The organism is Streptomyces sp. NPDC006140 (genome assembly GCF_040628815.1).
Classification (GTDB): Bacteria; Actinomycetota; Actinomycetes; order Streptomycetales; family Streptomycetaceae; genus Streptomyces.
On the sequence record NZ_JBEXTS010000007.1, the window covers coordinates 216200 to 241718 of the forward strand.

Sequence of the window (25519 nt, forward strand, 5' to 3'; positions counted from 1 at the left end):
TCGTGCCTCCTTCACGTGTTCAGGCGCTCGGCAGGATGCGCTTGAGCTGCTCGACCGACTGCAGCGCCATGGCGACGCTGGTCAGCGTGGGGTTGGCGGCGTTGCCGAACGGGTGCAGGCCGTTGCCGCCGAGGAAGAGGTTCTTGACGCCCCACACCTGCGAGTTCGGGTCGACGACACTGGTCTTGCGGTCCTTGCCCATGCGCGTGGTGCCCGCGATGTGCAGGGGCAGGCCCGGCGTGAGGAACTGCGGCTCGGAGCCGGGCATGAAGCCGCCGAGCTGGGCGGCGACCCGCATCATGTGGTCCATCATCCGGCCGCAGTCGACCCGCTCCTCCTTGCTCAGCTCGAAGTGGAACGTCGGCTGGGGCATGCCGAACGTGTCCTTGATGTGGCTGCTGAAGGTGACCCGGTTGCTGCGGCGCGGCCGGGACATGCCGAACCACCGCAGGTCCACGATGAGCCGGCTGTCGATGTTGGGCGGCACCTCGCCGTAGCTGAACGCGTCACGGTGGATCTGGCAGTGCCAGGGCTGTCCCGGGACGGCCGGGATCCACAGGTTCGGCTCCAGCTCCCCCTTGGGGAACGGCACCGGGTCCGCACCCGGCGTCTTCTCCTCCTGCTTCTGCTTCTGCTTCTCGATGTACTCCTTCACCCGCTTCTGGGCGTCCGGGTACTTGCCCAGCAGGGTGACGACGTCGTCGAGCAGCGACTGCTTGAGGACGGTCTGGCAGAACGCCATCGGCTGCTCGGTCAGGTAGCGGCCGAGCGACTCGGACTGCAGGCCCGAGGCGAACAGCAGCTGCGGGGTGAGCACCGGGTTGCAGGCGACGACGAACGCCTCGGCGTTGATCGTCACCTTCTCGTTCAGGTCGCGCAGGTTGCGGACCTTCACGCCGGTCACCCGCTGCTCGCCGTCACCGGTGTCGGAGAACTCCAGCCGCGTGCACTGGTGCTCGGGCAGCAGCCGGAAGGACCCCTGGGTCGGGGAGTGGCGCGGGTTGGCGAGCTCGCCCAGCACGGTGTCCGCGGCGCTCCAGTGCACGGCGTCGGACTTCGCCTGGTCGGGCCGGGTACGGACGGCGAGCGGGAGTTCCCTGACGTTGGTGAACTGGGCCCGGTGCAGCACCTCCCGCACCAGGAGGTGGCGGGCCGAGGACGCGAACACCGTCTCGGACCGGTGCAGCAGCGCCGCGGCCTCCTTGTAGAGCTTGTCCATCGTGGTCGCCTCGATGGGGTAGGCCTCGCCGTTGTACGTGCGCTCCAGGGTGGCGTGGAACTCCGGGACGGCACACGTCCAGTGCGTCGCCATGCCGCCGACGGCGTACGTGGACGCGCACGCGGCGAGGTTGTCGCGTTTCTTCTGCTCCGGGTTCTGGTTGTTGAGGACGAATCCCGGCCATTCCTCCGGGTTGTACGAGAAGGAGGACGGGTCGAGAGTGACCACCGGGGAGTCGTCCGACGCGATGGACATCGGATGCAGATGTCCTCGGATCACCGACGCGAAAAGATCCACGTTCTTCTGGTACAGGAAGCTGTTCTTGAGGTGCTCTCCGTAATTCCCGGAGAGCTGTGCGCCGGCGTCGATCATCAGGACATGATGTCCGGCGTCCACGAGTTTCCGTGCGAATGTGGCGCCGACCGGGCCACTTCCGACGATGAGAACATCGACGTCGTACTTGCTCATGGTGCGGCCTCCCTTTCACGGAATTGGGTCCATCCCATTGAGGCGGCGGTCGGAAATTCCGTAAATAGCGGGGCCCCAGGTTCCCCTGAAGGGGGTATTCCTGTGATGAACCGACAAATATTTCGTGTTTTCCGGAAAAGGGAATGACTGTGACCCCGGCCGGAAAAGCCGGGGTGCACAGCCGTTTATGCGGCTAGGAAATGACCCGCAATTCTTCGATTCCCGGCCGCTTTCCCTTCTCGCCGGGATCCGCCGCGCGGACCTCCACCCGCACGAAGCGCGCGGTGACACCGGGCACCGCCTCGCTCCAGCGCTCCCCGTCCGCGGAGGCGAGCAGCCGGAACGAGCCCGGGCGGACGTCCGTCCACTCCACCTCGACCTTCGAGACCCGCACCGCGCGGCCGAGGTCGACGGTCAGCCGCGCCTCGGCCGCCTTCGGCGACCAGGGCGTCGTCCCGTCCCCGTCGACGGCCGCGTTCGCGTAGAGGCCCGGCTGCTCCGAGGTGGCCTCGGCCGGCCGGCAGCGGGCGAGGTTTTCCGTCGGCACCCGGTCCGGGCGGCGGGTCTTCAGCACCGCCGGCGCCGTGGAGCTGACGATCTGCGAGCCCTGCGGCGTCTGGAGCTCGAACGGCTCCCCCTGCACCAGCCGCACTGTCGTCTCCTCGGCCCCGATGGCCACCTCGTAGGTCCTGCCGTGCGCGCGCAGTCCCCTGAGCGTGACGCCCTCGGACAGCTGCGGCGGGAGCATCGGGTCCACGCGCACCGCGCCCGAGCGGGTGCGCAGCCCGGTCAGCCCGTGCGTGAAGACCTGCACGAAGCCGCCCTTCCCGGTCAGGAAGTCCTCCGCCGGGAACCCGGCGTGCGGGTCGCCGGCCCCGGCCGCGCGGTCGCCGCGCGCCTCGGAGAACAGCGCGAACGGCCCCCGCACGAACGGCCGGATCGACCGCATCAGATACGTGTGGGTGGCACAGCCCGGCTTGCCGATGGCCGCCGCGTCCACCGCGTGCACCGAGTCGGTCATGGCCGGGCCGTCCGGGTCGGAGCGGGCGGCGTAGTAGTCCAGGGTGTTGGCCGCGGCCTCCTCGGACATGGGCCACTCCAGCGGATACATCAGCAGGACGGCGTCCGCCTGCTTGATGGGCGCCCCGTCGTACCCGTCGTACTGCCGGAACACCTTGGTCTTCTCGTCGTACGGGATGCGCAGCCCGTCGGCGATCGCCGTCCATGCGTCCGGCGCGCGCTCGCCGAGGACCCGGGCCGCGCGGGCGGCGTTGCGCAGGGTGGTCGCGGCACCGGCGTTGGTGAAGACCGCGTCGTTCTTGTAGTTGCTGTACTCGTCCGGCCCGGAGACGTTCCGGATCGAGTAGCTGCCGTCGCCGTTGCGGGTCACGCGGCTCTCCCAGAACTCCGCGATGCCCTTGAGCAGCGGCCAGCCCCGCTCCCGCAGCCACTCCTCGTCCCCGGTCTGCTGATGGAACTGCCAGACGGCCAGCGCGATGTCGGACTGGAGGTGGATCTGCGTACGGCAGTGGTCCGGCTCCACGCTGTGGCACTCGGACGGCAGATCGCCCCGGTCGGCGCTGGTCCAGGGGAAGAACAGGCCGCGGTGGCCGAGCGCGGCGGCGTTGCGCCGGGCGGCCGGCATGGTGCGGTGCCGGTACTCCAGGACCGGCCGGGCCAGTTCGGGCCGGAAGGCCAGCAGGCCCGGGAACATCCACGTCTCCGCGTCCCAGAACTTCAGCCCCGCGTAGTCGTCGCTGGTCAGACCAGCCGGGGCGATGCTGTCGGGCGAGCCGGCCCGCGTATTGGCCAGCAGCCCGTACAGGCCGGCGCGCAGCCATCTCTGCAGCTCGGGCTGCCCGGCGACCTCGATGTCACCGCTCCACAGCTGCTCCCACTCGGCCGCGTGCCGCCCGAACAGCCGCTCCCAGCCCCGGTCCGCGGCCCGCAGCGACTCCTCGGCGGCACTCCGCGCGGGCGACGCGGAGGTCAACGCGGTGTCGACGCCGACGAACTTGGTGAACGCGTACGAACGTCCGGCGCGCACCGGCACGGCTGCCGACTGCCGCGCGGTCAGCCCTTCGCCGCCGCGGGTCCAGCCCCGCACCGGCACCCCCTGGTCCGGACGCAGCGTCGACACGACCGCCCCGTCCACCCCGGTCCCGTCGGTGCGGAACGCCACGGCGATCCGGTCCTCCACCGACCCGCCGGGGCCGTCCGCGGTCGCGGAGACCCGCCGTGCCCCGCGGCCGTCGATCAGGTCCGTGACGCTCGCGGTGCCCCGCCAGCGCGGGGTCACCCGCAGCCGCACCGCACCGACGTGCCGGTACTTGCGGTCGGCGACGACGTCGTAGACCAGGTCGGTCGCCCGGCCTTCCCCGGTGGTCCACGTCAGGGACGTGCGCACCAGGCCGCAGCGCAGGAAGACGGTCTGCCGGTAGCCGGAGATCCGGTCGGCGGGCGTCGTCGGGCCGAAGGTCTCGTCCCCGACCGTGACGGAGAGCCCCGACCAGGTGGGCAGCGCCGCGATGACGTGCCGGTCCTCGGCCGTCCGCTGGTTGTGCGCGTAGAGGCCCGCCACGTAAGCCCCGTCGTAGCGGGGCCTCTTGAGGGGCCAGCCGGTGTTGCGCTCCGAGACGGAGTAGCCCGAGCCGGCCGGCGGCAGGCTGTGCCCGAGGAAGCCGTTGGCGACGTAGGCGTGGTGGTCGTTCGCCGGGTCGGTGGACGTGAGCGCCCAGTCCGCCGGCGCCGCGTGCCCCTCGTCGGGGCAGAGCCGCGCGGCGCGTTCCGCCGGGGGAGCGGCGCCGGACAGCGACGCGGTGGTGAGGAGCGTGCAGAGGAGCAGTGGGACGGCGAGTCGGGTACGGCGGGAGAGGCCTAAAGGCGGTAAGGACCGCCTGGGCGCATGCGGCATGGGGGTCTCCACGAGGTCGGAGGAAGGGAGGCGAGCCGGAACGCGGCAAGGCGTGCGAAGCGGACGTCGGTCGATGCCCGGGTGCGAGCGTCAGCGGACGCGTATGTGGGAGGCTCCGCAGGGCAGGGGAGTGGGCCGAGAGGCGGCGTCCACACCCTGCACAGTCATCCCTGCTGCCCTCCTGGGGCCGATGGCCCGGCGTCAACTCGTCGTTACCCAAAGGGTCATGGGTGTAACCCTGAGTAGTGTTCACAGGTCGTGTGCGCCTTTGCGTGCTCCGGCGCGGTCGGATGCGCCCCTGGCCTCCCCGGCGCGTATCGGCCTCCTGGTGCGCCGCCTTCTGTATGACTGGGAGTGCCCGGCGAGCACCCGCGGGTACCCGACCACTCCCGTACGGAAAGGGCTGAACACGGTATGCGGATCGATCTGAAGGGCCGCACCGCTCTGGTGACCGGCTCCACGCAGGGCATCGGCGCCGCGATCGCGTCGGGCCTGGCCCGGGCCGGCGCCCGGGTGGGCGTCAACGGCCGCTCGTCCCCGCGCGTCCAGGAGGCCGTGGACCGGATGCAGGGCGAGGTCCCGGACGCCGATCTGGTGCCCGTGGCCGCCGACGTGACGACCGACGAGGGCGCGGGGCAGGCGCTGGACGCCCTGGGACAGGTGGACATCCTCGTCAACAACCTCGGCGTCTTCGAGTCCGCCGACCCCCTGGAGATCAGCGACGAGGAGTGGCGGCGCTACTTCGACGTGAACGTCCTGTCCGCCGTGCGCCTCACCCGTCTCGTCCTGCCCGGCATGACCGAGCGCGGCTGGGGGCGCGTGCAGAACATCGCCAGTGACTCGGCGGTCGTCATCCCGGCCGAGATGATTCACTACGGCATGTCGAAGACCGCCCTGCTCGCCGTGAGCCGGGGCTTCGCCAAGCAGGCCGCCGGCACCGGCGTCACGGTCAACTCCGTCATCGCCGGGCCCACTCACACGGGTGGTGTGGAGGACTTCGTCTACCAGCTCGTCGACCGCGACCTGCCCTGGGACGAGGCCCAGCGCGCCTTCATGCGGCAGCACCGGCCGCAGTCGCTGCTGCAGCGGCTGATCGAGCCGGAGGAGATCGCCAACATGGTCGTCTACCTCGCCTCCGACCAGGCCTCGGCGACCACGGGCGGTGCCCTGCGCGTCGACGGCGGCTACGTCGACTCGATCCTGCCCTGAGTCACGCCTCGCCCACGAGGATCACCTCCAGCGTGCGCGGGCCGTGCACCCCCTCGACCCGGTCCAGTTCGATGTCGCTGGTCGCCGAAGGACCGGAGATCCAGGTCAACGGGCGAACCGGGTCGAGGCGTTCGAGGGCCTGCGGCACGGACGACACGACCTGGTCCGGGACCCGGACGACGCAGATGTGATGGTCCGGGACCAGGGTGATCCGGCGCCGCCCCTGGTCGGGGGAGCCGTCCAGCACGATCGTCCCGGTCTCCGCGATCGCGACCGCACAGGCCGTCACGACACTGTCCACCCGGTCGAGTTCGGCCGGGGTGCTCTCCGCCCGGTCCGCGACCCGCGTCACCCCGGTCGCCGCCGGCCAGTTCCCGTCCAGCCCGGGCGGCACCAGCACCGAGGCCGCCCCGCGCTTCTCCAGCAGCCCCGCGATCAGCCCGGGCAGCCCCGCGCTGTCGGTACGGTGCACGATCGCCCGGTAGTCCGCCAGGTTCTCGGCGAGCAACTCCACCGTCTCGGCGACCGTCCGCCGCCCGTGCTCGCGCAGGTAGTCCCGCACGATCGGCGACGCGTCGGCGGAGTTCCGCGTGGTCGGCGACGCGTCGGCGGAGTCCTGCGCGATCTGTGGCTCGTCGGCGGAGTCCTGCGTGGTCGGCGAGGCGTCGGCGGAGTCCCGCGCGATCGGTGGCTCGTCGGCCGGCACGTCCGCCAGTGCGCGTCGCACTCGGCCCAGGATCCGTTCCCTGCTGTTCACTCGGCCCCGTCCTTTCCGCCGCGCGTGCGCTGCCACCAGTCCCGGAACGGCTCGGCCGGCACCGGCGGCAGGTCCCGGGTCCCGCTCCACGCCCTGCCCGGGCCGGGCAGCGTACGGGGATGGAAGCGCCGGGTCCGGGAGGCGGCGCGCTGTCCGGTGCGCAGCGCCCCCGGGTGTGTGAACGCCCAGCGCGCCGCGCGCATCGCGGCCCGCTCGGCGGCGTGCCCCTTCGCGGGCCGCAGCACGACCCGGTTGCCCTCCCGGGTCACCTCACCGCCCTCCACCACCCGTTCCCGCAGATGCACCAGCACCTCGGGGATGTCGATGGCCACCGGGCACACCTCGTAGCACGCCCCGCACAGCGAGGACGCGTACGGCAGCGAGGCGTCGATCTCGCTGCCCGTGCCCCGCAGTTGGGGGCTGAGGATCGCGCCGATCGGGCCGGGGTAGACCGAGCCGTAGGCGTGGCCGCCGGCCCGCTCGTACACCGGGCAGACGTTCAGGCACGCCGAGCAGCGGATGCAGCGCAGGGCCTGCCGGCCGACCTCGTCGGCGAGGGTGTCGGTGCGGCCGTTGTCCAGCAGCACCAGATGGAAGGTGCTCGGCCCGTCACCGTCGGTCGTGCCGGTCCAAGTTGACGTGTACGGGTTCATGCGCTCGGCCGTCGAGGAGCGGGGGAGGGTCTGCAGGAACACCTCCAGGTCCCGCCAGGTCGGCACGATCTTCTCGATCCCGACGACCGAGATCAGCGTCTCGGGCAGGGTGAGGCACATCCGCCCGTTGCCCTCGGACTCCACGACCACCAGCGTGCCCGTCTCGGCGACCATGAAGTTGGCGCCGGAGATGCCGACCTTGGCCCGCAGGAACTTCTCCCGCAGGTGCAGCCGGGCGGCTTCGGCGAGTTCGGCCGGCGTGTCGGTCAGGCCCTCGGGGGCGGGGCGGCCCCATTCGCTCATCTCGCGGGCGAAGATGTCGCGGATCTCGCCCCGGTTGCGGTGGATGGCCGGCACGAGGATGTGCGAGGGCCGGTCCTGGCCCAACTGCACGATCAGCTCGGCGAGATCGGTCTCGTAGGCGCGGATGCCCTCGGCCTCCAGTGCCTCGTTGAGCCCGATCTCCTGCGTGGCCATCGACTTGACCTTGACGACCTCCGACTCGCCGGTCATCTTCACCAGTTGGGTGACGATCTCGTTGGCCTCGGCCGCGTCGGCGGCCCAGTGCACGATGCCGCCCGCGGCCGTGACCGACTCCTCCAACTGGATGAGGTAGCGGTCGAGATGGCGCAGCGTGTGGTCCTTGATCCGCTTGCCCGCCTCGCGCAGCTCGGCCCAGTCGGACACCTCCGACACGGCCTTGGCCCGCTTGGCGCGGATGGTGTGCGTGGCGTGCCGCAGATTGCCGCGCAGGGTCGCGTTGCCGACGGCCTCCCGCGCGGCTTCCGGGAACGCCGGCATCCCGACGAACGTTCCGCTCATACGGCCGGTTCCTCCTCCGTGCTCGCCAGGATCTCCGCGATGTGCACCGGCCGCATGCCGGTCCGCAGCCGGGCCATCGTGCCGCCGATGTGCATCAGGCACGAGTTGTCGGCCGCGCACAGCACCTCGGCGCCCGTCGACTCGGCGTTGCGCACCTTGTCCGCGCCCATCGCCGCCGAGACGTCGGAGTTCTTCAGCGCGAACGTGCCGCCGAAGCCGCAGCACTCCTCCGCGCCCGGCAGTTCCACCAGCTCCAGCCCCTTCACCGCCCGCAGCAGCCGCAGGGGCCGTTCGCCGAGCCCGAGCCCGCGCAGGCCGTGGCAGGTCGGGTGGTAGGTCACCGTGTGCGGGTAGTACGCCCCGACGTCCGTCACGCCCAGCACGTCCACGAGGAACTCGGTGAGCTCGTACGTCTTCGGCACCACCGGCGCCAGCGTGGCCGCGAGGGTGTCCCCGCGGCCCTCGGCCCGGGCCCGCTCGCCCATCCGCGGATACAGCTCCCGCACCATCGCCCCGCACGACCCGGACGGCGTCACGATCGCCTCGTACCCGCCGAAGACATCGGAGAAGTGCCGGGCGAGCGGCTCGGCCTCATGGCGGTACCCGGTGTTGTAGTGCGCCTGCCCGCAGCAGGTCTGCGCCATCGGGAAGTCGACCTCGACGCCCAGCCTGGTCAGCAGTTTCACCACAGCGCGCCCGGTGTCCGGATACAGCGTGTCGTTGACGCAGGTCAGGAACAGAGCGACACGCATCGCGGCTCCTTGGGGTTGATCATCGGATGAGTGCAGGGTAGTCCGGGCGTACGGCCGGGGGGAGACCCCGTCAGTCCCCGGCGAGCCGGGCCTGCGCGGCACGCCACCGCTCGGTCCCGCCGCGCGGCTCGTACCGCGTGAGCGGCTGGGTGCGGACGAGCAGCTCCCGCATGCCCGCGAGGTCCCCGACCAGCCCGTGCGCCCGCGCCTGCACGAGCACGTTCCCCAGGGCGGCCGCCTCGGTGGGCCCGGCGACCACCGGCAGCCCGCAGGCGTCGGCGGTCAGCTGGCACAGCAGCGCGTTGCGCGTGCCGCCGCCCACCACGTGCACGACGTCGACCGTCTGCCCGGCGAGCCGCTGCGCCTCCTGGACGGCCCTGCGGTGCGCGAGGGCGAGCGAGTCGAGGATGCAGCGCGTCACCTCGGCCGGCGACCGCGGCACCGGCTGCCCCGAGACCCGGCAGGCCTCGGCGATCCGCTCCGGCATCCGCCCCGGCGCGAGAAACGCCGCGTCACCGGCGTCCACGACCGACCGCAGCGCCTCCACCTTGGACGCCTCCAGCAGCAGCCCGCCCAGGTCCGGTTCGCCCCAGGCCCGCACGCACTCCTGGAGCAGCCACAGTCCCATGATGTTGCGCAGGTAGCGGACCGTGCCGTCGAGCCCCAGTTCGTTGGTGAAGTTGGCCGCCCGGCTCTCCTCGGTGAGCACCGGGGCGTCCAGCTCCAGTCCGGCCAGGGACCAGGTGCCGGTGCAGATGTAGGCGAACCGCTCACCCGTCGCGGGGACGGCGGCGACCGCCGACGCGGTGTCGTGCGACCCGACGGCTGTCACCGGCACCGGACCGGCCAGCCCGGTCTCCTCCAGCACCTCCGGCCGCAACAGCCCCGCGGGATCACCGGGCTGCCGCAGCGGCGCGAACAGCCCGAGGTCGATCCCGAGCCGCTCCGCGACGCCGTGGGCCCAGTCGCGGGTGCGGGGGTCGATCAGCTGGGTCGTGGACGCGTTGGTCAGCTCCGTGCCCTGCTCGCCGGTCAGCCAGTACGTCAGCAGGTCCGGCATCAGCAACAGCCGTTTCGCCTGGGCGAGTTGGGCAGTGGAACGGGCCGCCGTCAGCTGGTACAGGGTGTTGAAGGGCGCGTACTGCAACCCGGTCGCGGCGTACAGCTCCTGGGCGGGCACGGTCGCCCACACCTTCTCCGCGACGCCCTCGGTCCGCGCGTCCCGGTAGTGCACGGGGTTGCCGAGCAGCGCCCCGTCCGCGTCGAGCAGCCCGTAGTCGACGGCCCAGCTGTCGATGCCGACGGAGTCGACCCGCCCGGCCGCCTTCAGCCCGTCGAGCACGCCCGCGTACAGCCCGAGCACGTCCCAGCGCAGCCCCTCCGGCACGCGCACCGGCCGGTTCGGGAAGCGGTGGATCTCGCTCAGCTCCAGCGAGTCCGGGCCGACGCGGCCGACCATGACGCGCCCGCTGGACGCGCCGAGGTCGACCGCGGCGTACGACTTCACGGCCGCGCTCACCGCAGGAAGGCGGCCGCGACGCCCGCGTCGACGGGGATGTGCAGACCGGTCGTGTGGGTGAGGTCCCCGCCGGTCAGCGCGAACACGGCGTTGGCGACATGCTCGGGCAGCACCTCGCGCTTGAGGATGGTCCGCTGGGCGTAGAACTCGCCCAGCTTCTCCTCCTCGACCCCGTACACGGCGGCCCGCTTGGCGCCCCACCCGCCGGCGAAGATCCCCGACCCGCGCACGACACCGTCGGGGTTGATCCCGTTGACTCGGATCCCGTGTTCGCCCAGCTCGGCCGCGAGCAGCCGCACCTGGTGGGCCTGGTCGGCCTTGGTGGCCGAGTAGGCGATGTTGTTCGGCCCGGCGAACACGGCGTTCTTCGAGGCGATGTAGACGATGTCACCGCCCAGCTCCTGGGCGATCATCACCCGGGCCGCCTCCCGCGACACCAGGAACGAGCCGCGCGCCATGATGTCGTGCTGGAGGTCCCAGTCCTTGGCGGAGGTCTCCAGCAGCGGCTTGGAGATCGAGATGCCCGCGTTGTTGACGACGAGGTCGACACCGCCGAAGGCCAGCGCGGCCGCCCGGAACGCCTCGGCGATCTGCTCCTCGGACGTCACGTCGACGGTCACGGCGACGGCCTTGTCAGGCCCGCCCAGCTCCTCGGCGACCGCCTCGGCGTTCTCCGTGTTGAGGTCGGCGACGACCACACACGCCCCCTCGGCCACGAGCCGGTGCGCGATGGCCTTGCCGATCCCACTCCCGGCACCCGTCACCAGCGCGACCCGGGTCGCCAGCGCCTTGGGCTTCGGCATCCGCTGGAGCTTGGCCTCCTCCAGCGCCCAGTACTCGATCCGGAACTTCTCGGACTCCTCGATCGGCGCGTAGGAGGAGACGGCCTCGGCGCCGCGCATCACGTTGATGGCGTTGACGTAGAACTCGCCGGCGACCCGGGCGGTCTGCTTGTCCTTGCCGAACGAGAACATGCCGACCCCCGGGATCAGCACGATCGCCGGGTCGGCACCGCGCATGGCGGGGGAGTCGGGCTCGGCGTGCCGCCGGTAGTAGGCGGCGTACTCCTCGCGGTACTCGGCGTGCAGCTCCTTGAGCCGGGCGACGGCCTCGTCGAGCGGGGCGGTCGGCGGCAGGTCGAGGACCAGCGGCCGCACCTTGGTCCGCAGGAAGTGGTCCGGGCAGGAGGTGCCGAGAGCGGCGAGCCGCGGGTGCTCGGCGCTCGCGAGGAAGTCGAGCACCACCTCGGAGTCGTTGAAGTGCCCGACCTGGGGCCGGTCCCGCGAGGCGAGGGCGCGCACGTACGGCGCGAGGGCGGCGGCCCGCTCCCGCCGCTCGGCGGCGCCCAGCGCGGCGTATCCCTCGATCACCGGCCCGAAGGGCTCGGGCTTCCCGCGCTCGGCGAGGAACTTCTCGGCGGTCCGGATGATGTGCAGCGAGTTCCGCTCGCACTCCTCGGAGGTGTCACCCCAGGCGGTGATGCCGTGCCCGCCGAGAATGCACCCGATGGCCTGCGGATGGGCGGCCTTCACGGCGGCGATGTCCAGCCCCAGCTGGAAGCCCGGCCGCCGCCACGGCACCCACACCACACTGTCCCCGAAACACTCGGCGGTCAGCTTCTCCCCGTCGGCGGCACAGGCGAGCGCGATCCCCGAGTCCGGATGCAGATGATCGACGTGCGCGGCCTCGACCAGCCCGTGCATGGCGGTGTCGATGGACGGGGCGGCCCCGCCCTTGCCGTGCAGGCAGTAGTCGAACGCGGCGACCATCTCGTCCTCGCGCTCGACCCCCGGGTACACGTCGACGAGCGCCCGCATCCGGTCCAGCCGCAACACGGCCAGCCCCGCCTCGGTCAGCGTCCCGAGATCACCGCCGGACCCCTTGACCCACATCAGCTCGACGTCCCCGCCGGTGACGGGATCGGTCCCGGTGCCCTTGGCGGAGGCGTTGCCCCCCGCGTAGTTCGTGTTCCGCGGATCGGCCCCGAGCCGGTGCGACCGGCCGAGCAGAGCGTCAGCTTCGGGATGAACAGCCATCAACAGTTCCTTTGCAACGGAGAGTGTGTATGTCAGGGGCGCGGGAACTGCGCGACAAGCCACAACCGGCCCGCAGCCCGAACGAAGACAGAACCCGGCAGACGCTCACGCCCCCCAACCGGCCTGCTGCCCACCCACCCGCTCGGCAACGATCTTCTCGGCCCACCCGGACCGCCGGTACGCGGCGAGAGGCTCGGGGTCCAACCCCATCTCCTCCCGCACCTCCCGCAGCAACGGCCGCACATCCGTGTTGTACGCGTCCATCAGCACGGCATTGGCCTCCAGCACATCCCCCGCCCGCTGCGCCGCACCCAACGCGTCCCCGTCGACCAGCAGCGCCTTCGCCGTGGCCTCCTGCACGTTCATCACCGACCGGATGATCGCCGGGATCTTCGCCTCGATGTTGTGGCACTGGTCGAGCATGAACGCGACCTCGGGCGAGAACCCACCGCCCCGCACCACCTCGTACATGATCCGGAACAGCTGGAACGGATCCGCGGCGCCCACCATCAGGTCGTCGTCCGCGTAGAACCGCGAGTTGAAGTCGAACCCGCCGAGCTTGCCCTCCCGCAGCAGCGTCGCCACGATGAACTCGATGTTGGTCCCCGGCGCGTGATGCCCCGTGTCGACGACGACCTGCGCCTTCGGCCCGAGCTTCAGACAGTGGGCGTACGCCGTACCCCAGTCCGGCACGTCCGTCGTGTAGAAGGCCGGCTCGAAGAACTTGTACTCCAGCAGCATCCGCTGCCCGTCACCGAGCCGCTCGTACACCTCGGCCAGCCCTTCGGCCAGCCGGTCCTGCCGCGCCCGGATGTCGTCCTGCCCGGGATAGTTCGTCCCGTCGGCGAACCACAGTTTCAGATCCGTGGACCCGGTGGCGTCCATGATGTCGACGCACTCCAGCAGATGGTCCACGGCCTTGCGCCGCACCGCCGCGTCCGGGTGGCAGATGCTGCCGAGCTTGTAGTCGTCGTCCTGGAAGGTGTTGGAGTTGATCGCACCGAGCTTCACCCCGCGGTCCTCGGCGTGCTTCGCCAGCGCCGCGTAGTCGTCGACCTTGTCCCACGGGATGTGCAGCGCGACCGTCGGGGCGACCCCGGTGAACTCGTGCACCTTCGCCGCGTCGTCCAGCTTCTCCTGCGGGGTGCGTGGAACGCCCGCTTGCGCGAACACCTTGAACCGCGTGCCGGAGTTCCCGTACGCCCACGACGGCGTCTCGACGGCCTGTGTCTTGAGAGCGGCCTTCGCCGCGGCGAGCTCGGTCACGTCAGAACTCCTGAGACATCGGGTCGCCACGACCATGCGTGACCACCACTGAATGAAACGATTCAGGACGCGAAGTTATGGGCCCCCCGAAGGGGTGTCAACCCCTCCGGCCAAGACGGTTTCCCGTGACCAGCGCGTGACCTTCTGGCATCGAAACTTTTTCGACCGGAACCCATTGACGTGACATGCGCGGCCCGCCTAACGTCCCGGCAACCCAGTTGAAACCTTTCACGACGCCCACGACGCCGAGAGGCCGTCCCGCCGGCGTCGTCGAGGAGCCCCCAATGACCCACCCGTCCACCACGGGTCCGGCCCCGGTTCTGGCACTGAAGGACGTCTCCAAGTCCTTCGGCGCGGTCCGCGCCCTGCGGGACGTCTCCCTGGAGCTGTTCCCCGGGGAGGTGCACGCCCTGGCCGGAGAGAACGGTGCCGGCAAGTCGACCCTCATCAAGACACTCGCCGGAGTGCACCGGCCGGACGCCGGCCAGGTGCTGCTCGACGGCGCGCCCGTGGCCTTCCACGGCCCCGGCGACGCCCGCGACGCCGGCATCGCCGTGATCTACCAGGAGCCCACGCTCTTCCCCGACCTGTCGATCGCCGAGAACATCTACATGGGCCGCCAGCCGCGCCGCGCGCTCGGCCGGATCGACCACAAGGCCACGCACAACGCGACCGCCGAGCTGATGAAGCGCCTCGGCGTCGAACTCGACCCCGACCGCCCCGCGCGGGGCCTGTCCATCGCCGACCAGCAGATCGTCGAGATCGCCAAGGCCCTCTCCTTCGACGCCCGCGTCCTGATCATGGACGAGCCGACCGCCGCCCTCACCGGCAGCGAGGTCGCCCGCCTCTTCGGCGTCGTCCGCACCCTGCGCGAACAGGGCGCCGCCGTCCTGTTCATCTCCCACCGGCTGGAGGAGATCTTCGAGATCTGCCAGCGGGTCACCACCCTGCGCGACGGCGCCTGGATCGCCAGCGAGCCCCTGGACGGCATGACCGAGGACGACCTCGTGCGCCGCATGGTCGGCCGCGACCTCGACGAGCTGTACCCCAAGCAGGAGGTCGAGCCGGGCGAGGTCGCCCTGAGCGTGCGCCGGCTGACCCGCGAGGGCGTCTTCACCGACGTCTCCTTCGAGGTACGGCACGGCGAGATCGTTGGCCTGGCCGGACTCGTCGGCGCCGGGCGCACGGAGGTCGCCCGGGCGATCTTCGGCATCGACCGCTGGGACGCCGGTGAGGTCTCCGTCCAGGGCAAGACCCTGGTCAACGGCGCCCCCTCCACCGCCATGGCCGCCGGACTCGCCCTGGTCCCCGAGGACCGGCGCGCCCAGGGTCTGGTGATGGACATGTCCATCGAGCGGAACATCGGCCTCACCGGACTCCGCACCGCAGTGAAGGCCGGGCTCATGGACCGCGGCGCCGAGCGCAGCCGCTCCCTGGACTGGGCCGTCAAGCTCCAGGTGAAGTACGCCCGCATCGCCGACACGGTCAACACGCTCTCCGGCGGCAACCAGCAGAAGGTCGTGCTCGCCAAGTGGCTCGCCACCGGCCCCAGGGTGCTGATCGTCGACGAGCCGACCCGCGGCATCGACGTCGGCACCAAGGCCGAGGTGCACCGGCTGCTGTCGCAACTGGCCGCCGACGGCGTGGCCGTCCTGATGATCTCCTCCGACCTGCCCGAGATCCTCGGCATGGCCGACCGCGTGCTGGTCATGCACGAGGGCCGGCTCACCGCCGAGATCCCACGCTCCGACGCCACCGAGGAAACCGTGATGGCCGCAGCCACCGGGAGGGCCGCCGCATGACGGTCGTCACCCCGCAAGAGGCCCCCGTGGCCGACGTGCCCAAGTCGAGCGGCACCCGGCTCGTCGACCGCGTCTTCAAGATGCGCGAACTCGCCATCCTGGTCGTCTTCCTGGTGATGATCGGCGTCACCCAGGCCGGCAACAGTGAGTTCCTGTCCGAGCAGGGCATCAAGGACCTGCTGCTGAACGCGACGATCCTCGTCCTGGTCGCCACCGGCCAGTCCCTCGTCGTCATCACCCGCAACGTCGACCTGTCCGTCGGCTCCACGCTCGGCATCAGCGCCTTCGCCGCCGGCACCTACCTCCAGGGCGGCGGCAACGCGGTCGTCGCGATCGCCCTGGCCGTGCTGCTCGGCATCGGCTTCGGACTGCTCAACGGACTGCTCGTCAGCCTCGGCCAGGTGCCCGCGCTCGTGGTCACCCTCGGCACGCTGTACATCATCCGCGGCATCGACTCCATCTGGGTCGGCTCCCGGCAGATCACCGCGGCCGACCTGCCCGGCGGGTTCGTCGACTTCGGCTCCGGCGGCATCTCCGCGGTGCCGTACCTGGCGCTGATCGCCCTGGCGGTCCTCATCGCCACCGCCTACTACCTCAAGCACTTCGGCAGCGGCCGCGAGCTGTACGCGCTCGGCTCCAACCCGGAGGCCGCCCGCCTCGCCGGCATCCCCGTGCGCAAGCGGATCCTCGCCGCGTACACCTTCTGCGGCGCCCTCGCCGGACTCGCCGGCGCGATGTACCTCGCCCGGTTCGGCAACGTCGACTCCGGCACCGGCAACGGCTACGAACTGACCGTCGTCAGCGCGGTCGTGGTCGGCGGCGTCGTCTTCACCGGCGGCTCCGGCAGCGTCTACGGCGCGGCCCTCGGCGCGCTGCTGCTGACCTCCATCAACAGCGTGCTGCCCGCCCTCGGCGTCAGCTCCGTCTGGGTGCTCGCCATCAACGGCATCCTGCTCATCCTCGCCATCGCGGTCGACCGGATCGTCGCGCTGCGCGTGGCCTCCGCCCTGAAGAAGAGGAACGCCCGCCATGGCTGACATCTCCCTGAGCCGAGCGGTCCGCTGGGACACGGTGGTCGGCGCCCTGCTGATCGTGGTGCTGCTGTTCTCGTTCGGTTTCGTCGACGGCTTCGGCAACGCGCTCAACCTGTCGTTCCTGATCGGCAACACGCTGCCCATCGCCCTGATCGCACTGCCCATGACCCTGCTGGTCGTCTCCGGCGAGATCGACCTGTCGGTGGCCTCCACGGCCGGTCTCTCCGGAGCGGTGATGGGCGCCCTGTGGAACCAGGGCATGGCCATCGAGACGATCATCCCGATCTGCTTGCTGCTGGGCGTGGTGTGCGGGCTGGTCAACGGCCTGCTGGTGACCAGACTGGGGCTGCCGTCGCTGGCCGTCACCATCGGCACGCTGGCCGCGTACCGGGGCATCGCGCAGATCGTGCTCGGCTCGGACGCGGTGACCGACTTCCCGACGCAGTACCTGGACTTCGCGGCCGGGCGCATCGGGGACACCTTCATCCCGTACGCCTTCCTGCCGTTCCTCGTCCTGCTCGCCATCGCCGTGGTCGCGCTGCACGCCACGCCGTTCGGGCGCTCGCTGTTCGCGATCGGAGCGAGCGAGGAGGCGGCCCGCTTCGCCGGGATCCGGGTCAAGCGGCAGAAGCTGATCCTGTTCACGCTGACGGGCCTGATGGCCTCGCTGACCGGGATCTTCTGGGCGCTGCACTACGCGAGTGCGCGGTACGACAACGCGACCGGCCTCGAACTGTCCGTTGTGGCCGCCGTGTTGCTCGGGGGGATCGACTTCGACGGGGGCAAGGGAACGCTGGGCGGTGCGATCGCCGGAGTGTTCCTGCTGGGGGCGTTGCAGAACGTGATGAGCCTCCAGGACGTTTCCGCGCAGTCCCAGATCGTCGTCACCGGCGTCCTGCTCGTTCTCTCCGTGCTCGGCCCCCGGGTCGTACGGCAGATCTCCACAGCGAGGGCGGGCCGCAGAGCCGCCTCGACTCCCACCTCATAACCAGCCCTTCCTCGTAAAGGACGACAACAGCCATGCGCAAGACAACCCTCCGCCGCAGCTGCGCGGCGCTCGCCACCGTCACCTCCCTCGCCCTGGCGCTCACCGCCTGCGGTGGCGGCACCACCAAGAAGGACGTCGCCAACGAAGGCGGTTCCGCCGCCACCGCCGGCAAGGCCGACCCGAACGCCGAGTTGAAGAAGGGGCTGACCGTCGGGTTCCTGCCGAAGCAGGTCAACAACCCGTACTTCACCACCGCCGACAAGGGCGGCGAGAAGGCCCTGGCCGAACTGGGCTCGAAGTACAAGGAGGTCGGGCCGTCCAGCGCGACCGACACCGCCGGGCAGGTCTCCTACGTCAACACGCTCACCCAGCAGCAGGTCGACGCGATGGCCGTGTCCGCCCAGGACCCGGGCGCCCTGTGCACCGCGCTCAAGCAGGCCATGAAGAACGGCATCAAGGTCGTCACCTACGACTCGGACACCACCCCCGACTGCCGCAACGCCTTCGTCTCGCAGGCCTCCGCCGAGGACCTGGGCCGTACCGAGGTGCAGCTGCTCGCCAAGCAGATCGGCTACAAGGGCGAGATCGCGATCCTGTCCGCCGCGCAGACCGCGACGAACCAGAACACCTGGATCGACTTCATGAAGGACGAGCTGAAGAAGCCCGAGTACAAGAACATGAAGCTGGTGAAGGTCGCGTACGGCAACGACGACGCCCAGCAGTCCTTCCAGCAGACCCAGGGCCTGCTCCAGGAGTACCCGAACCTGAAGGGGATCATCTCCCCGACCACCGTCGGCATCAAGGCCGCCGCCCAGTACCTGTCGGGCTCCAAGTACAAGGGCAAGGTCAAGCTGACCGGCCTCGGCACCCCGAACGACATGCGCAAGTACGTCAAGAACGGCACCGTCGAGGCGTTCGAGCTGTGGGACCCGGCCAAGCTCGGCGAGCTGGCCGCACGGACGGCCGTCGCGCTGTCCTCGGGGCAGATCACCGGCAAGGAGGGCGAGACCTTCAAGGCCGGCTCCATGGGCGAGTACACGATCGGCAAGGACGGCGTGATCAGCCTCGGCAAGCCGACCGTGTTCGACGCCAAGAACATCGACCAGTTCAACTTCTAGTCCCCGGAGGTTTGTTGATGCAGCGCGTGTGCTTCCTGCTGAAGGTCCGGGCGGACCGCCTCGACGAGTACCGCGAGCGGCACGCCGCCGTGTGGCCCGAGATGCTCGACGCCCTGAAGGCGACCGGCTGGCACAACTACTCGCTCTTCCTGCGCGAGGACGGACTGCTCGTCGGCTACCTCGAGACCGAGGACTTCGCCGCGGCCCAGGCCGGCATGGAAGCCACCGACGTCAACGCCCGCTGGCAGGCGGAGATGGCGCCGTTCTTCGAGTCGCTGGACGGCGCCCGGCCCGACGAGGCCATGAAACCGCTCACGGAAGTGTTCCACCTCGCCTGAACGATGGAGTTCATGAGATGCACAGACGTACATTGCTGGCCGCCGCCCTCGCCGGTGCGGTGGTGACCCCCGCCCTGGCCTCCGGCACCGCCCGGGCCGCCGACCCCGGCCCCTCGGTCACCCGGACCGGCACCACCACGCTCGACAACCAGGCCCTCTTCTTCGTGTCGTACGACGGGCTGGTCAACAACAACTCGTTCCAGAAGAACGGCCTGCTGACCTACAAGGGCTACCAGTACGCCGTGTGGTACACCGCCGACCGCAACGCCGTCGTCGGCCGCCGCCCCCTCGGGGCGAGCACCTGGGCGACCGTGAAGGTCGGCCACACCCTGCGCTACAACGACTCCCACAACGTCATCTCCATGGGCGTCTCCAGGGTCGACGGCCGGCTGCACCTCAACATGGACTCCCACAGCGACGGCTTCACCTACGTCAAGTCCGTCGCGGGACTGATGGACAACCCCGCGGGGCTGAGCTGGACCGCCAGCTGCTTCGGCGCGCCCCAGTCGACGCTAGACGGCCTCGCGCTGACCTCGCAGTTCACCTACCCCCAGTTCATCGCCACGCCGGAGGGCAGGCTCCAGCTCAGCTACCGCGTCGCCGTCTCCGGCAACGGCCGCAACGCCCTCGCCGAGTACGACGGCACCCGGTGGACCAACCTGGGGGAGTGGTCCAGCTCCACCGGCACGTACACCAGCGAGCACGGCTCCTCCACCGCCCGCAACATGTACCTGCACGGCATCGACTACGACCGGAACGGCCGGCTGCACTCCTTCTTCACCTGGCGCGAGCAGAACGGCGCCGTGATGTGCAGCAGCGGCGGCATCACCAACCACGACACCGGCTACGTCTACTCCGACGACCGCGGCCGCACCTGGCGCAACAACGCCGGCACCGTCGTCGGCACCACCGGCGGCTCCGACAAGGTCTCCGTGACCGACGCCGGCCTGGTCGTCGACCCGCTCAACCCGGACCACTCCCTGATGAACCAGGAGAGCCAGTTCACCGACTCCGCGGGCCGGCCGCACGCGATCATCTCCTACGTCCCCGGCCGCTTCGGGCAGTGCACCACGAACTACGTGGCCGACCGCACCGCCAACGGACGCGCCTTCCACGTCCGCAAGAACGCCTCGGGCTCCTGGCAGAAGACCGAGATACCGGTCCCGCTGGGCTCCAGCCAGCGCACCAAGCTGATCCTGGACAAGTACGACAACGCCTACGCGATCTTCCCCTTCGGGCGGATCGCCGCCGCCTCGGCGGCCTCCGGGTACACCGACTGGAAGATCCTCTTCGACGGCAGTGGCCTCAACGCCTTCGGCGAGGTCGTCATCGACGAGACCCGGGTCGCGCAGGACGGCGTGCTGTCCTTCATGTACCAGGAGAAGTCCAGCGGCACGACGCCCTCGGCGCTGCGCGTCGTCGACTTCCGGCTGCCCGCCTGACCGCGACCGGTTCCCGGGGCGGCGTGCCGGTAATGTGAAGCCGCCCCGGCCGCCGCCCCCACGCCGCCCCCCTCGTCTCCCTCTGGAGGTCCCTGCCCGATGGCCCAGTCGGTGGGTATCAAGGACGTCGCCCGCGCCGCCGGAGTCTCCGTCGGCACGGTCTCGAACGTGATCAACCGCCCGGACACGGTCGCCACCGAGACCCGGGCCCGCGTGCTGTCCGCGATAGACCGGCTCGGCTACGTCCGCAGCGAGTCCGCGCGCCAGCTGCGCGCCGGCCGCAGCCGCATCATGGGGCTGCTCGTCCTCGACATGGGCAACCCCTTCTTCGTCGACGTCGCGCGTGGCGCCGAGCGCGCCGCCCGCCAGGCCGGGCTCGGCGTGATGGTCTGCAACAGCGCCCAGAACCCCGGCGAGGAAGCCGAGTACCTGTCGCTCTTCGCCGAGCAGCGCGTACGGGGCGTGCTGCTCACCCCGGCCGACGCGACCGGCCGCAACATCGAGGCGTTCCGCCGGCACGGCATCCCGTTCGTCCTGGTCGACCGCGTCGCCGAGGGCACCACCGAGTGCTCCGTCTCCGTCGACGACGTGGCGGGCGGCGCCCTCGCGGTCCGCCACCTCGTCGACGCCGGGCACCGCTCCCTGGCCTACGTCAGCGGCCCGCCCGGCCTCAACCAGGTCCGCGACCGGCGCACCGGCGCCCTCGAAGCGCTCGCCGAGGCCGGGCTCGGCCCCGACGCCCTGCGCGAGCTGCCCACCGAGCGGCTGGACGTCGCCGCCGGCCGCGACGCCGGGGCCCGCCTCCTCGGCCTCGCCGACCGGCCCACCGCCGTGTTCTGCGCCAACGACCTGCTCGCCCTCGGCGTGCTCCAGGCCATGTACGCGGCCGGGGTGCGCGTCCCCGACGACCTCGCCATCGTCGGCTACGACGACATCGAGTTCGCGGCCGCCGCGGCCGTCCCGCTCACCTCCGTACGGCAGCCCGCCGTCACCATGGGCGCCATGGCCGCCGACCTGCTCCTGGAGGAGACGGAGGAGGAGGGCACCGCACGTCCGCACGAGCACCGGCGGGTCGTCCTCCAGCCCGAACTGGTGGTCCGCCGCTCCAGCCTGGCCGCCCGCTGACCTGAACCGCCGTTCAGCACGACGTCATGATCCGAAGGGCCTCCGCCCGGACGTGCCCTGTGATGAACTGGGACGCGGTCCGACCATCCGCCCCGTCCCGGGAGCCCTGTTGACGCTCAGCTACCGCCAGCCCGGAGTCGTCCTCACCGACCGCCGCTTCACCGTCCCCCTCGACCACGACCACCCCGGGGGCGAGACGATCGAGCTGTACGCCCGCGAGGTCGTCGCGACCGACAAGGCGCACCAGGACCTGCCGTGGCTGCTCTACCTCCAGGGCGGGCCCGGCTTCGGCGCGGACCGCTCCGTCGGCCGGCCCGGCTGGCTGGGCCGGGCCCTGAAGGAGTACCGCGTCCTCCTCCTCGACCAGCGCGGCACCGGCCACTCCACGCCCGCCACCCGCCAGACGCTCCCGCTGCGCGGCGGCCCCGCCGAACAGGCCGAGTACCTCACGCACTTCCGCGCCGACTCCATCGTCCGCGACTGCGAGGCCATCCGCGCCGAGGTCACCGGCGGCGCGCCCTGGACCGTCCTCGGCCAGAGCTTCGGCGGCTTCTGCCTGACCACCTACCTGTCCCTCGCGCCCGAGGGCCTGGCCACCGCCGTCATCACCGGCGGGCTGCCCTCCCTGGACGCCCACGCGGACGACGTCTACCGGGCAGCCTTCCCGCGCGTCGAACGCAAGGTCACCGCCCACTACGCCCGTTACCCGCAGGACGTCGAGCGCGCCCGCCGGATCGCCGACCACCTCCTCACGCACGAGGTGGTCCTGCCGAACGGCTACCGGCTCACCGCCGAGGCCTTCCAGTCCCTGGGCATCGTCCTCGGCACCGGCGACGGCACCCACCGCCTCCACTACCTCCTGGAGGACGCCTTCGTCCGCACCCCGCAGGGCCACACCCTCTCCGACGCCTTCCAGGAGCAGGTGCAGGGCATGCTGTCCTACGCCCGCCACCCGCTGTACGCCCTGATCCACGAGTCGATCTACGGCCAGGGCACCCGGCCCACCGCCTGGTCGGCCGAGCGGGTCCGCGCCGAGTTCCCGCGGTTCGACGCCGCCAAGGCCCTCGCGGGCGACGAACCGCTGCTGTTCACCGGCGAGTCGATCCACCCCTGGATGTTCGACTGCGACCCCGCCCTGCGCCCCCTGCGCGAGACCGCCGACCTGCTCGCCGCCCGCACCGACTGGACGCCCCTGTACGACCCGGCCCGGCTCGCCGCCAACGAGGTGCCGGTCGTGGCGGCCGTCTACCACGACGACATGTACGTCGACACGGCCCACTCCCTGCGCACCGCCCGCACCATCCGCGGGCTGCGCACCTGGGTCACGGACGAGTTCGAACACGACGGCATCCGCACCGGCGGCTCCCGGGTCCTCGACCGGCTCCTGGCGCTGGCGCGGGACGAGGCGTGAGCCGGGCGGCGCGGACTAATCTGCCGACATGACCGAGCCGACGAGCACTCAACTCCGCCCCATGCCGGCCGACTGGCGGCGCGCCCTCGCGGTCGTGGCGCACCCCGACGACCTCGAGTACGGCTGCTCCGCGGCGATCGCGGCCTGGACCGACGAGGGCCGCGAGATCGCCTACGTCCTCGCCACCCGCGGCGAGGCGGGCATCGACACGCTCGCACCCGAGCAGTGCGGCCCGCTGCGCGAGCGGGAGCAGCGGGCGAGCGCGGCGGTGGTCGGCGTGTCCGAGGTGGAGTTCCTCGACCACAAGGACGGCGTCATCGAGTACGGCACCGCCCTGCGCCGCGACATCGCCGCCGCGATCCGCCGCCACCGGCCCGAGCTGGTCATCACGCTCAACCACCGCGACACCTGGGGCGGCGTCGCCTGGAACACCCCGGACCACGTCGCCGTCGGCCGGGCCACCCTCGACGCGGCCGGCGACGCCGGCAACCGCTGGATCTTCCCGGAACTCGTCGAGCAGGGCCTCGAACCCTGGGACGGCGTGCGCTGGATCGCCGTCGCCGGCTCCAGCACCCCCACGCACGCCGTGGACGCGACGCCCGGCCTGGAACGCGCGGTGCGCTCCCTGCTCGAACACCGCACCTACATCGAGGCGCTGACGAATGAGGACCCGGAGGCGTACGTCCGCGACTTCCTGACGCACCACGCCGAGACGACGGGGGAGCGGTTCGGGGGCCGGCCCGCGGTGGCGTTCGAAGTGTTCGGCAGATGACGCGGAAGACGGGGGAGACCATGACAGGCAGCGAGGAACTGGCCGGCCGGTTCGAGGAGCACCGGGGGCGGCTGAAGGCGGTCGCCTACCGCATGCTCGGCTCACTGGCGGAGGCGGAGGACGCCGTCCAGGAGACCTGGCTGAAGCTCGGCCGCACCGACCCGGACGACATCCAGAACCTCGGCGGCTGGCTGACCACCGTGACCGGCCGGGTCTGCCTGGACCTGCTGCGCTCACGCGCCGCCCGTCGCGAGGAGCCGATGGGCGACACCCACGACACCTGGGACACGTTCGTCCCCGACCCCGTGCTCCGCCCCCTGTCCCACATCGACCCGGCCGAGGAGGTGCTCCAGGCCGACTCCGTGGGCCTGGCGCTGCTCGTCGTGCTGGAGAACCTGGCGCCCGACGAGCGGCTCGCGTTCGTGCTGCACGACATGTTCGCCGTGCCGTTCGACGACATCGCGCCGATCGTGGAACGCGGCCCGGCCGCGACCCGGCAGCTGGCGAGCCGGGCCCGGCGCCGGGTGCGCGGCGCCACCCCGGCGGCGGAACCGGACCTCGGCCGGCAGAAGGAGGTCCTCGACGCCTTCCTGGCCGCCTCGCGCGGCGGGGACTTCGAGGCGCTGCTCGCACTCCTGCACCCGGACGTGGTGCTGCGGGCCGACTCGGGCGAACTGGTGCGCGGCGCGGCCGTGTCCAAGCTCGTCCAGGGGGCGAAGGCGGTGGCGGAGCAGGCGCTCATGTTCGCCCGGTTCGCCCGGTCCGCGGAGCTGGTCCTGGTCAACGGCTCGGTCGGGGTCGTCAACGCGCCCGGGGGACGCCTGCAGTCGGTCATGGGCGTCACGATCGTCGACGGCCGGATCACCGGCATGTACATCCTGGCCGACCCCGAGCGTCTGGAGCGCCTCGAGCGCGTGGAGGCGCCACCGGCTCATCGGTGAGTTGTCGTTTCGTATGCTGAACGCCATGCGAGATCACCACGCCGCGCGAGCGGAACTGCGCGGCGACTGCGCCCGGTGCTTCGGCCTCTGCTGCGTCGCCCTGCCGTTCACGGCCTCGGCCGACTTCGCGGTCGACAAGGCCGCCGGCACCCCCTGCCGCAACCTCCAGGACGACCACCGCTGCGGCATCCACGCCAAGCTGCGGCAGAAAGGTTTCACCGGCTGCACGGTGTACGACTGCTTCGGCGCCGGGCAGCGGGTCTCGCAGATCACCTTCGGCGGGCAGGACTGGCGGACCGGGACGCCCGGGCACTCCCGCCGCATGTTTGACGTCTTCCCGGTCGTCCGGCAACTGCACGAGCTCCTCTGGTACCTCACCGAGGCACTCGCCCTGCCCGCGGCCCGCCCCGTCCACGCCGAGCTGCGCGAAGCCCTGGAGAAGACGGAGGAACTGACCGGCGGGACCCCCGAGGAGCTCGCCGGGCTGGACGTGGCCGCCCACCGCCAGGAGGTCAACGTCCTGCTGCTGAGGACCAGCGAGCTGGCCCGGGCCGGCATCAAGGGGCGCAAGAAGGACCGCCGGGGCGCGGACCTCATCGGCGCCCGCCTCAAGGGCGCCGACCTGCGCGGTGCCAGCCTCCGCGGCGCCTACCTCATCGCCGCCGATCTCACCGGCGCGGACCTCAGGGACGCCGACTTCATCGGCGCCGACCTGCGCGACGCGGACCTCACCGACGCCGACCTGACCGGGGCGTTCTTCCTCACCCAGCCGCAGCTCGACGCGGCGCGTGGCAGCGCCGGTACCCGGCTGCCGGAGTCAGTCACCCGCCCCGGGCACTGGACAGCGCGGCAATGAGGCCGGCCGGTTCCCGGGTCAGGCACTTGCCCCGGGTTCTGGACGGCGTGCGGCTCTGAGGCCGGCCCGTTCCCAAG

General features: G+C 71.3%; 20 protein-coding genes. 12 read left to right on the forward strand and 8 right to left on the reverse strand.

Annotation, left to right across the window (positions count from 1 at the left end; all coding sequences use genetic code 11):
• Positions 1-19: 19 nt before the first annotated feature.
• Together ABZ386_RS20255 and ABZ386_RS20260 are read right to left on the reverse strand one after the other, a co-directional pair.
• Positions 20-1687: a pyranose oxidase gene (locus ABZ386_RS20255; RefSeq protein WP_351335787.1), complete on the reverse strand. Its 1668-nt coding sequence runs from the start codon at positions 1685-1687 to the stop codon at positions 20-22.
• Positions 1688-1880: 193 nt separating this feature from the next.
• Complete coding sequence (locus ABZ386_RS20260) at positions 1881-4601, reverse strand: discoidin domain-containing protein (RefSeq protein WP_358965429.1); 2721 nt, start codon at positions 4599-4601, stop codon at positions 1881-1883.
• A gap of 414 nt (positions 4602-5015) precedes the next feature.
• Here ABZ386_RS20260 and ABZ386_RS20265 point away from each other — a divergent pair, with 414 nt between their 5' ends.
• The gene (locus ABZ386_RS20265; protein WP_351335781.1) at positions 5016-5810 is read left to right on the forward strand and encodes an SDR family oxidoreductase; all 795 of its coding nucleotides are present in this window, start codon (positions 5016-5018) and stop codon (positions 5808-5810) included.
• A 1-nt stretch (position 5811) separates the two neighbouring features.
• On the opposite strand, the gene ABZ386_RS20270 is transcribed toward ABZ386_RS20265, so the two are convergent.
• From ABZ386_RS20270 to rhaI, 6 genes are all read right to left on the reverse strand, one after another.
• A complete protein-coding gene (locus tag ABZ386_RS20270) occupies positions 5812-6435 on the reverse strand; it encodes a lactate utilization protein C (protein ID WP_358965517.1) in 624 nt (207 codons plus the stop codon).
• 128 nt (positions 6436-6563) lie between these two features.
• Positions 6564-8042 (reverse strand): LutB/LldF family L-lactate oxidation iron-sulfur protein, encoded by a 1479-nt coding sequence (locus tag ABZ386_RS20275; protein ID WP_351335775.1) that lies wholly within the window; start codon positions 8040-8042, stop codon positions 6564-6566.
• Positions 8039-8794 (reverse strand): (Fe-S)-binding protein, encoded by a 756-nt coding sequence (locus ABZ386_RS20280; protein WP_114256958.1) that lies wholly within the window; start codon positions 8792-8794, stop codon positions 8039-8041. Before ABZ386_RS20280 ends, ABZ386_RS20275 begins: the two co-directional genes overlap by 4 nt.
• Positions 8795-8864: 70 nt before the next feature.
• On the reverse strand, positions 8865-10313 hold the full coding sequence (locus tag ABZ386_RS20285) for a rhamnulokinase family protein (RefSeq protein ID WP_351335770.1): 1449 nt from the start codon (positions 10311-10313) through the stop codon (positions 8865-8867).
• The gene (locus ABZ386_RS20290) at positions 10310-12349 is read right to left on the reverse strand and encodes a bifunctional aldolase/short-chain dehydrogenase (protein WP_351335767.1); all 2040 of its coding nucleotides are present in this window, start codon (positions 12347-12349) and stop codon (positions 10310-10312) included. The genes ABZ386_RS20285 and ABZ386_RS20290 overlap by 4 nt, the downstream gene beginning before the upstream one ends.
• Positions 12350-12454: 105 nt before the next feature.
• A complete protein-coding gene (rhaI, locus tag ABZ386_RS20295) occupies positions 12455-13615 on the reverse strand; it encodes an L-rhamnose isomerase (protein WP_351335764.1) in 1161 nt (386 codons plus the stop codon).
• Between the two features lie 284 nt (positions 13616-13899).
• Here rhaI and ABZ386_RS20300 point away from each other — a divergent pair, with 284 nt between their 5' ends.
• The 11 genes from ABZ386_RS20300 (at position 13900) to ABZ386_RS20350 (ending at position 25442) form a co-directional block, all read left to right on the forward strand.
• On the forward strand, positions 13900-15417 hold the full coding sequence (locus tag ABZ386_RS20300; protein ID WP_358965430.1) for a sugar ABC transporter ATP-binding protein: 1518 nt from the start codon (positions 13900-13902) through the stop codon (positions 15415-15417).
• Positions 15414-16454: an ABC transporter permease gene (locus ABZ386_RS20305; protein ID WP_356504176.1), complete on the forward strand. Its 1041-nt coding sequence runs from the start codon at positions 15414-15416 to the stop codon at positions 16452-16454. The genes ABZ386_RS20300 and ABZ386_RS20305 overlap by 4 nt, the downstream gene beginning before the upstream one ends.
• Entirely contained in the window at positions 16447-17439 is a 993-nt protein-coding gene (locus ABZ386_RS20310) for an ABC transporter permease (protein WP_351335757.1), read from the forward strand. The genes ABZ386_RS20305 and ABZ386_RS20310 overlap by 8 nt, the downstream gene beginning before the upstream one ends.
• Before the next feature lie 32 nt (positions 17440-17471).
• Positions 17472-18557 (forward strand): rhamnose ABC transporter substrate-binding protein, encoded by a 1086-nt coding sequence (gene rhaS, locus ABZ386_RS20315; RefSeq protein WP_358965432.1) that lies wholly within the window; start codon positions 17472-17474, stop codon positions 18555-18557.
• A 17-nt stretch (positions 18558-18574) separates the two neighbouring features.
• Positions 18575-18895, forward strand: a complete 321-nt coding sequence (locus tag ABZ386_RS20320; RefSeq protein WP_020272132.1) for an L-rhamnose mutarotase — start codon at positions 18575-18577, stop codon at positions 18893-18895.
• 17 nt (positions 18896-18912) lie between these two features.
• Entirely contained in the window at positions 18913-20337 is a 1425-nt protein-coding gene (locus tag ABZ386_RS20325; protein WP_358965434.1) for a BNR repeat-containing protein, read from the forward strand.
• Between the two features lie 99 nt (positions 20338-20436).
• Positions 20437-21462, forward strand: a complete 1026-nt coding sequence (locus ABZ386_RS20330; protein ID WP_037764268.1) for a LacI family DNA-binding transcriptional regulator — start codon at positions 20437-20439, stop codon at positions 21460-21462.
• 109 nt (positions 21463-21571) lie between these two features.
• The gene (locus tag ABZ386_RS20335) at positions 21572-22873 is read left to right on the forward strand and encodes an alpha/beta fold hydrolase (RefSeq protein WP_355727772.1); all 1302 of its coding nucleotides are present in this window, start codon (positions 21572-21574) and stop codon (positions 22871-22873) included.
• Positions 22874-22901: 28 nt separating this feature from the next.
• Positions 22902-23645 (forward strand): PIG-L deacetylase family protein, encoded by a 744-nt coding sequence (locus ABZ386_RS20340; protein WP_351335743.1) that lies wholly within the window; start codon positions 22902-22904, stop codon positions 23643-23645.
• 20 nt (positions 23646-23665) lie between these two features.
• Positions 23666-24586 (forward strand): RNA polymerase sigma factor SigJ, encoded by a 921-nt coding sequence (gene sigJ, locus ABZ386_RS20345; RefSeq protein ID WP_358965519.1) that lies wholly within the window; start codon positions 23666-23668, stop codon positions 24584-24586.
• 13 nt (positions 24587-24599) lie between these two features.
• Positions 24600-25442 (forward strand): pentapeptide repeat-containing protein, encoded by an 843-nt coding sequence (locus tag ABZ386_RS20350; RefSeq protein WP_358965436.1) that lies wholly within the window; start codon positions 24600-24602, stop codon positions 25440-25442.
• Positions 25443-25519 lie beyond the last annotated feature (77 nt).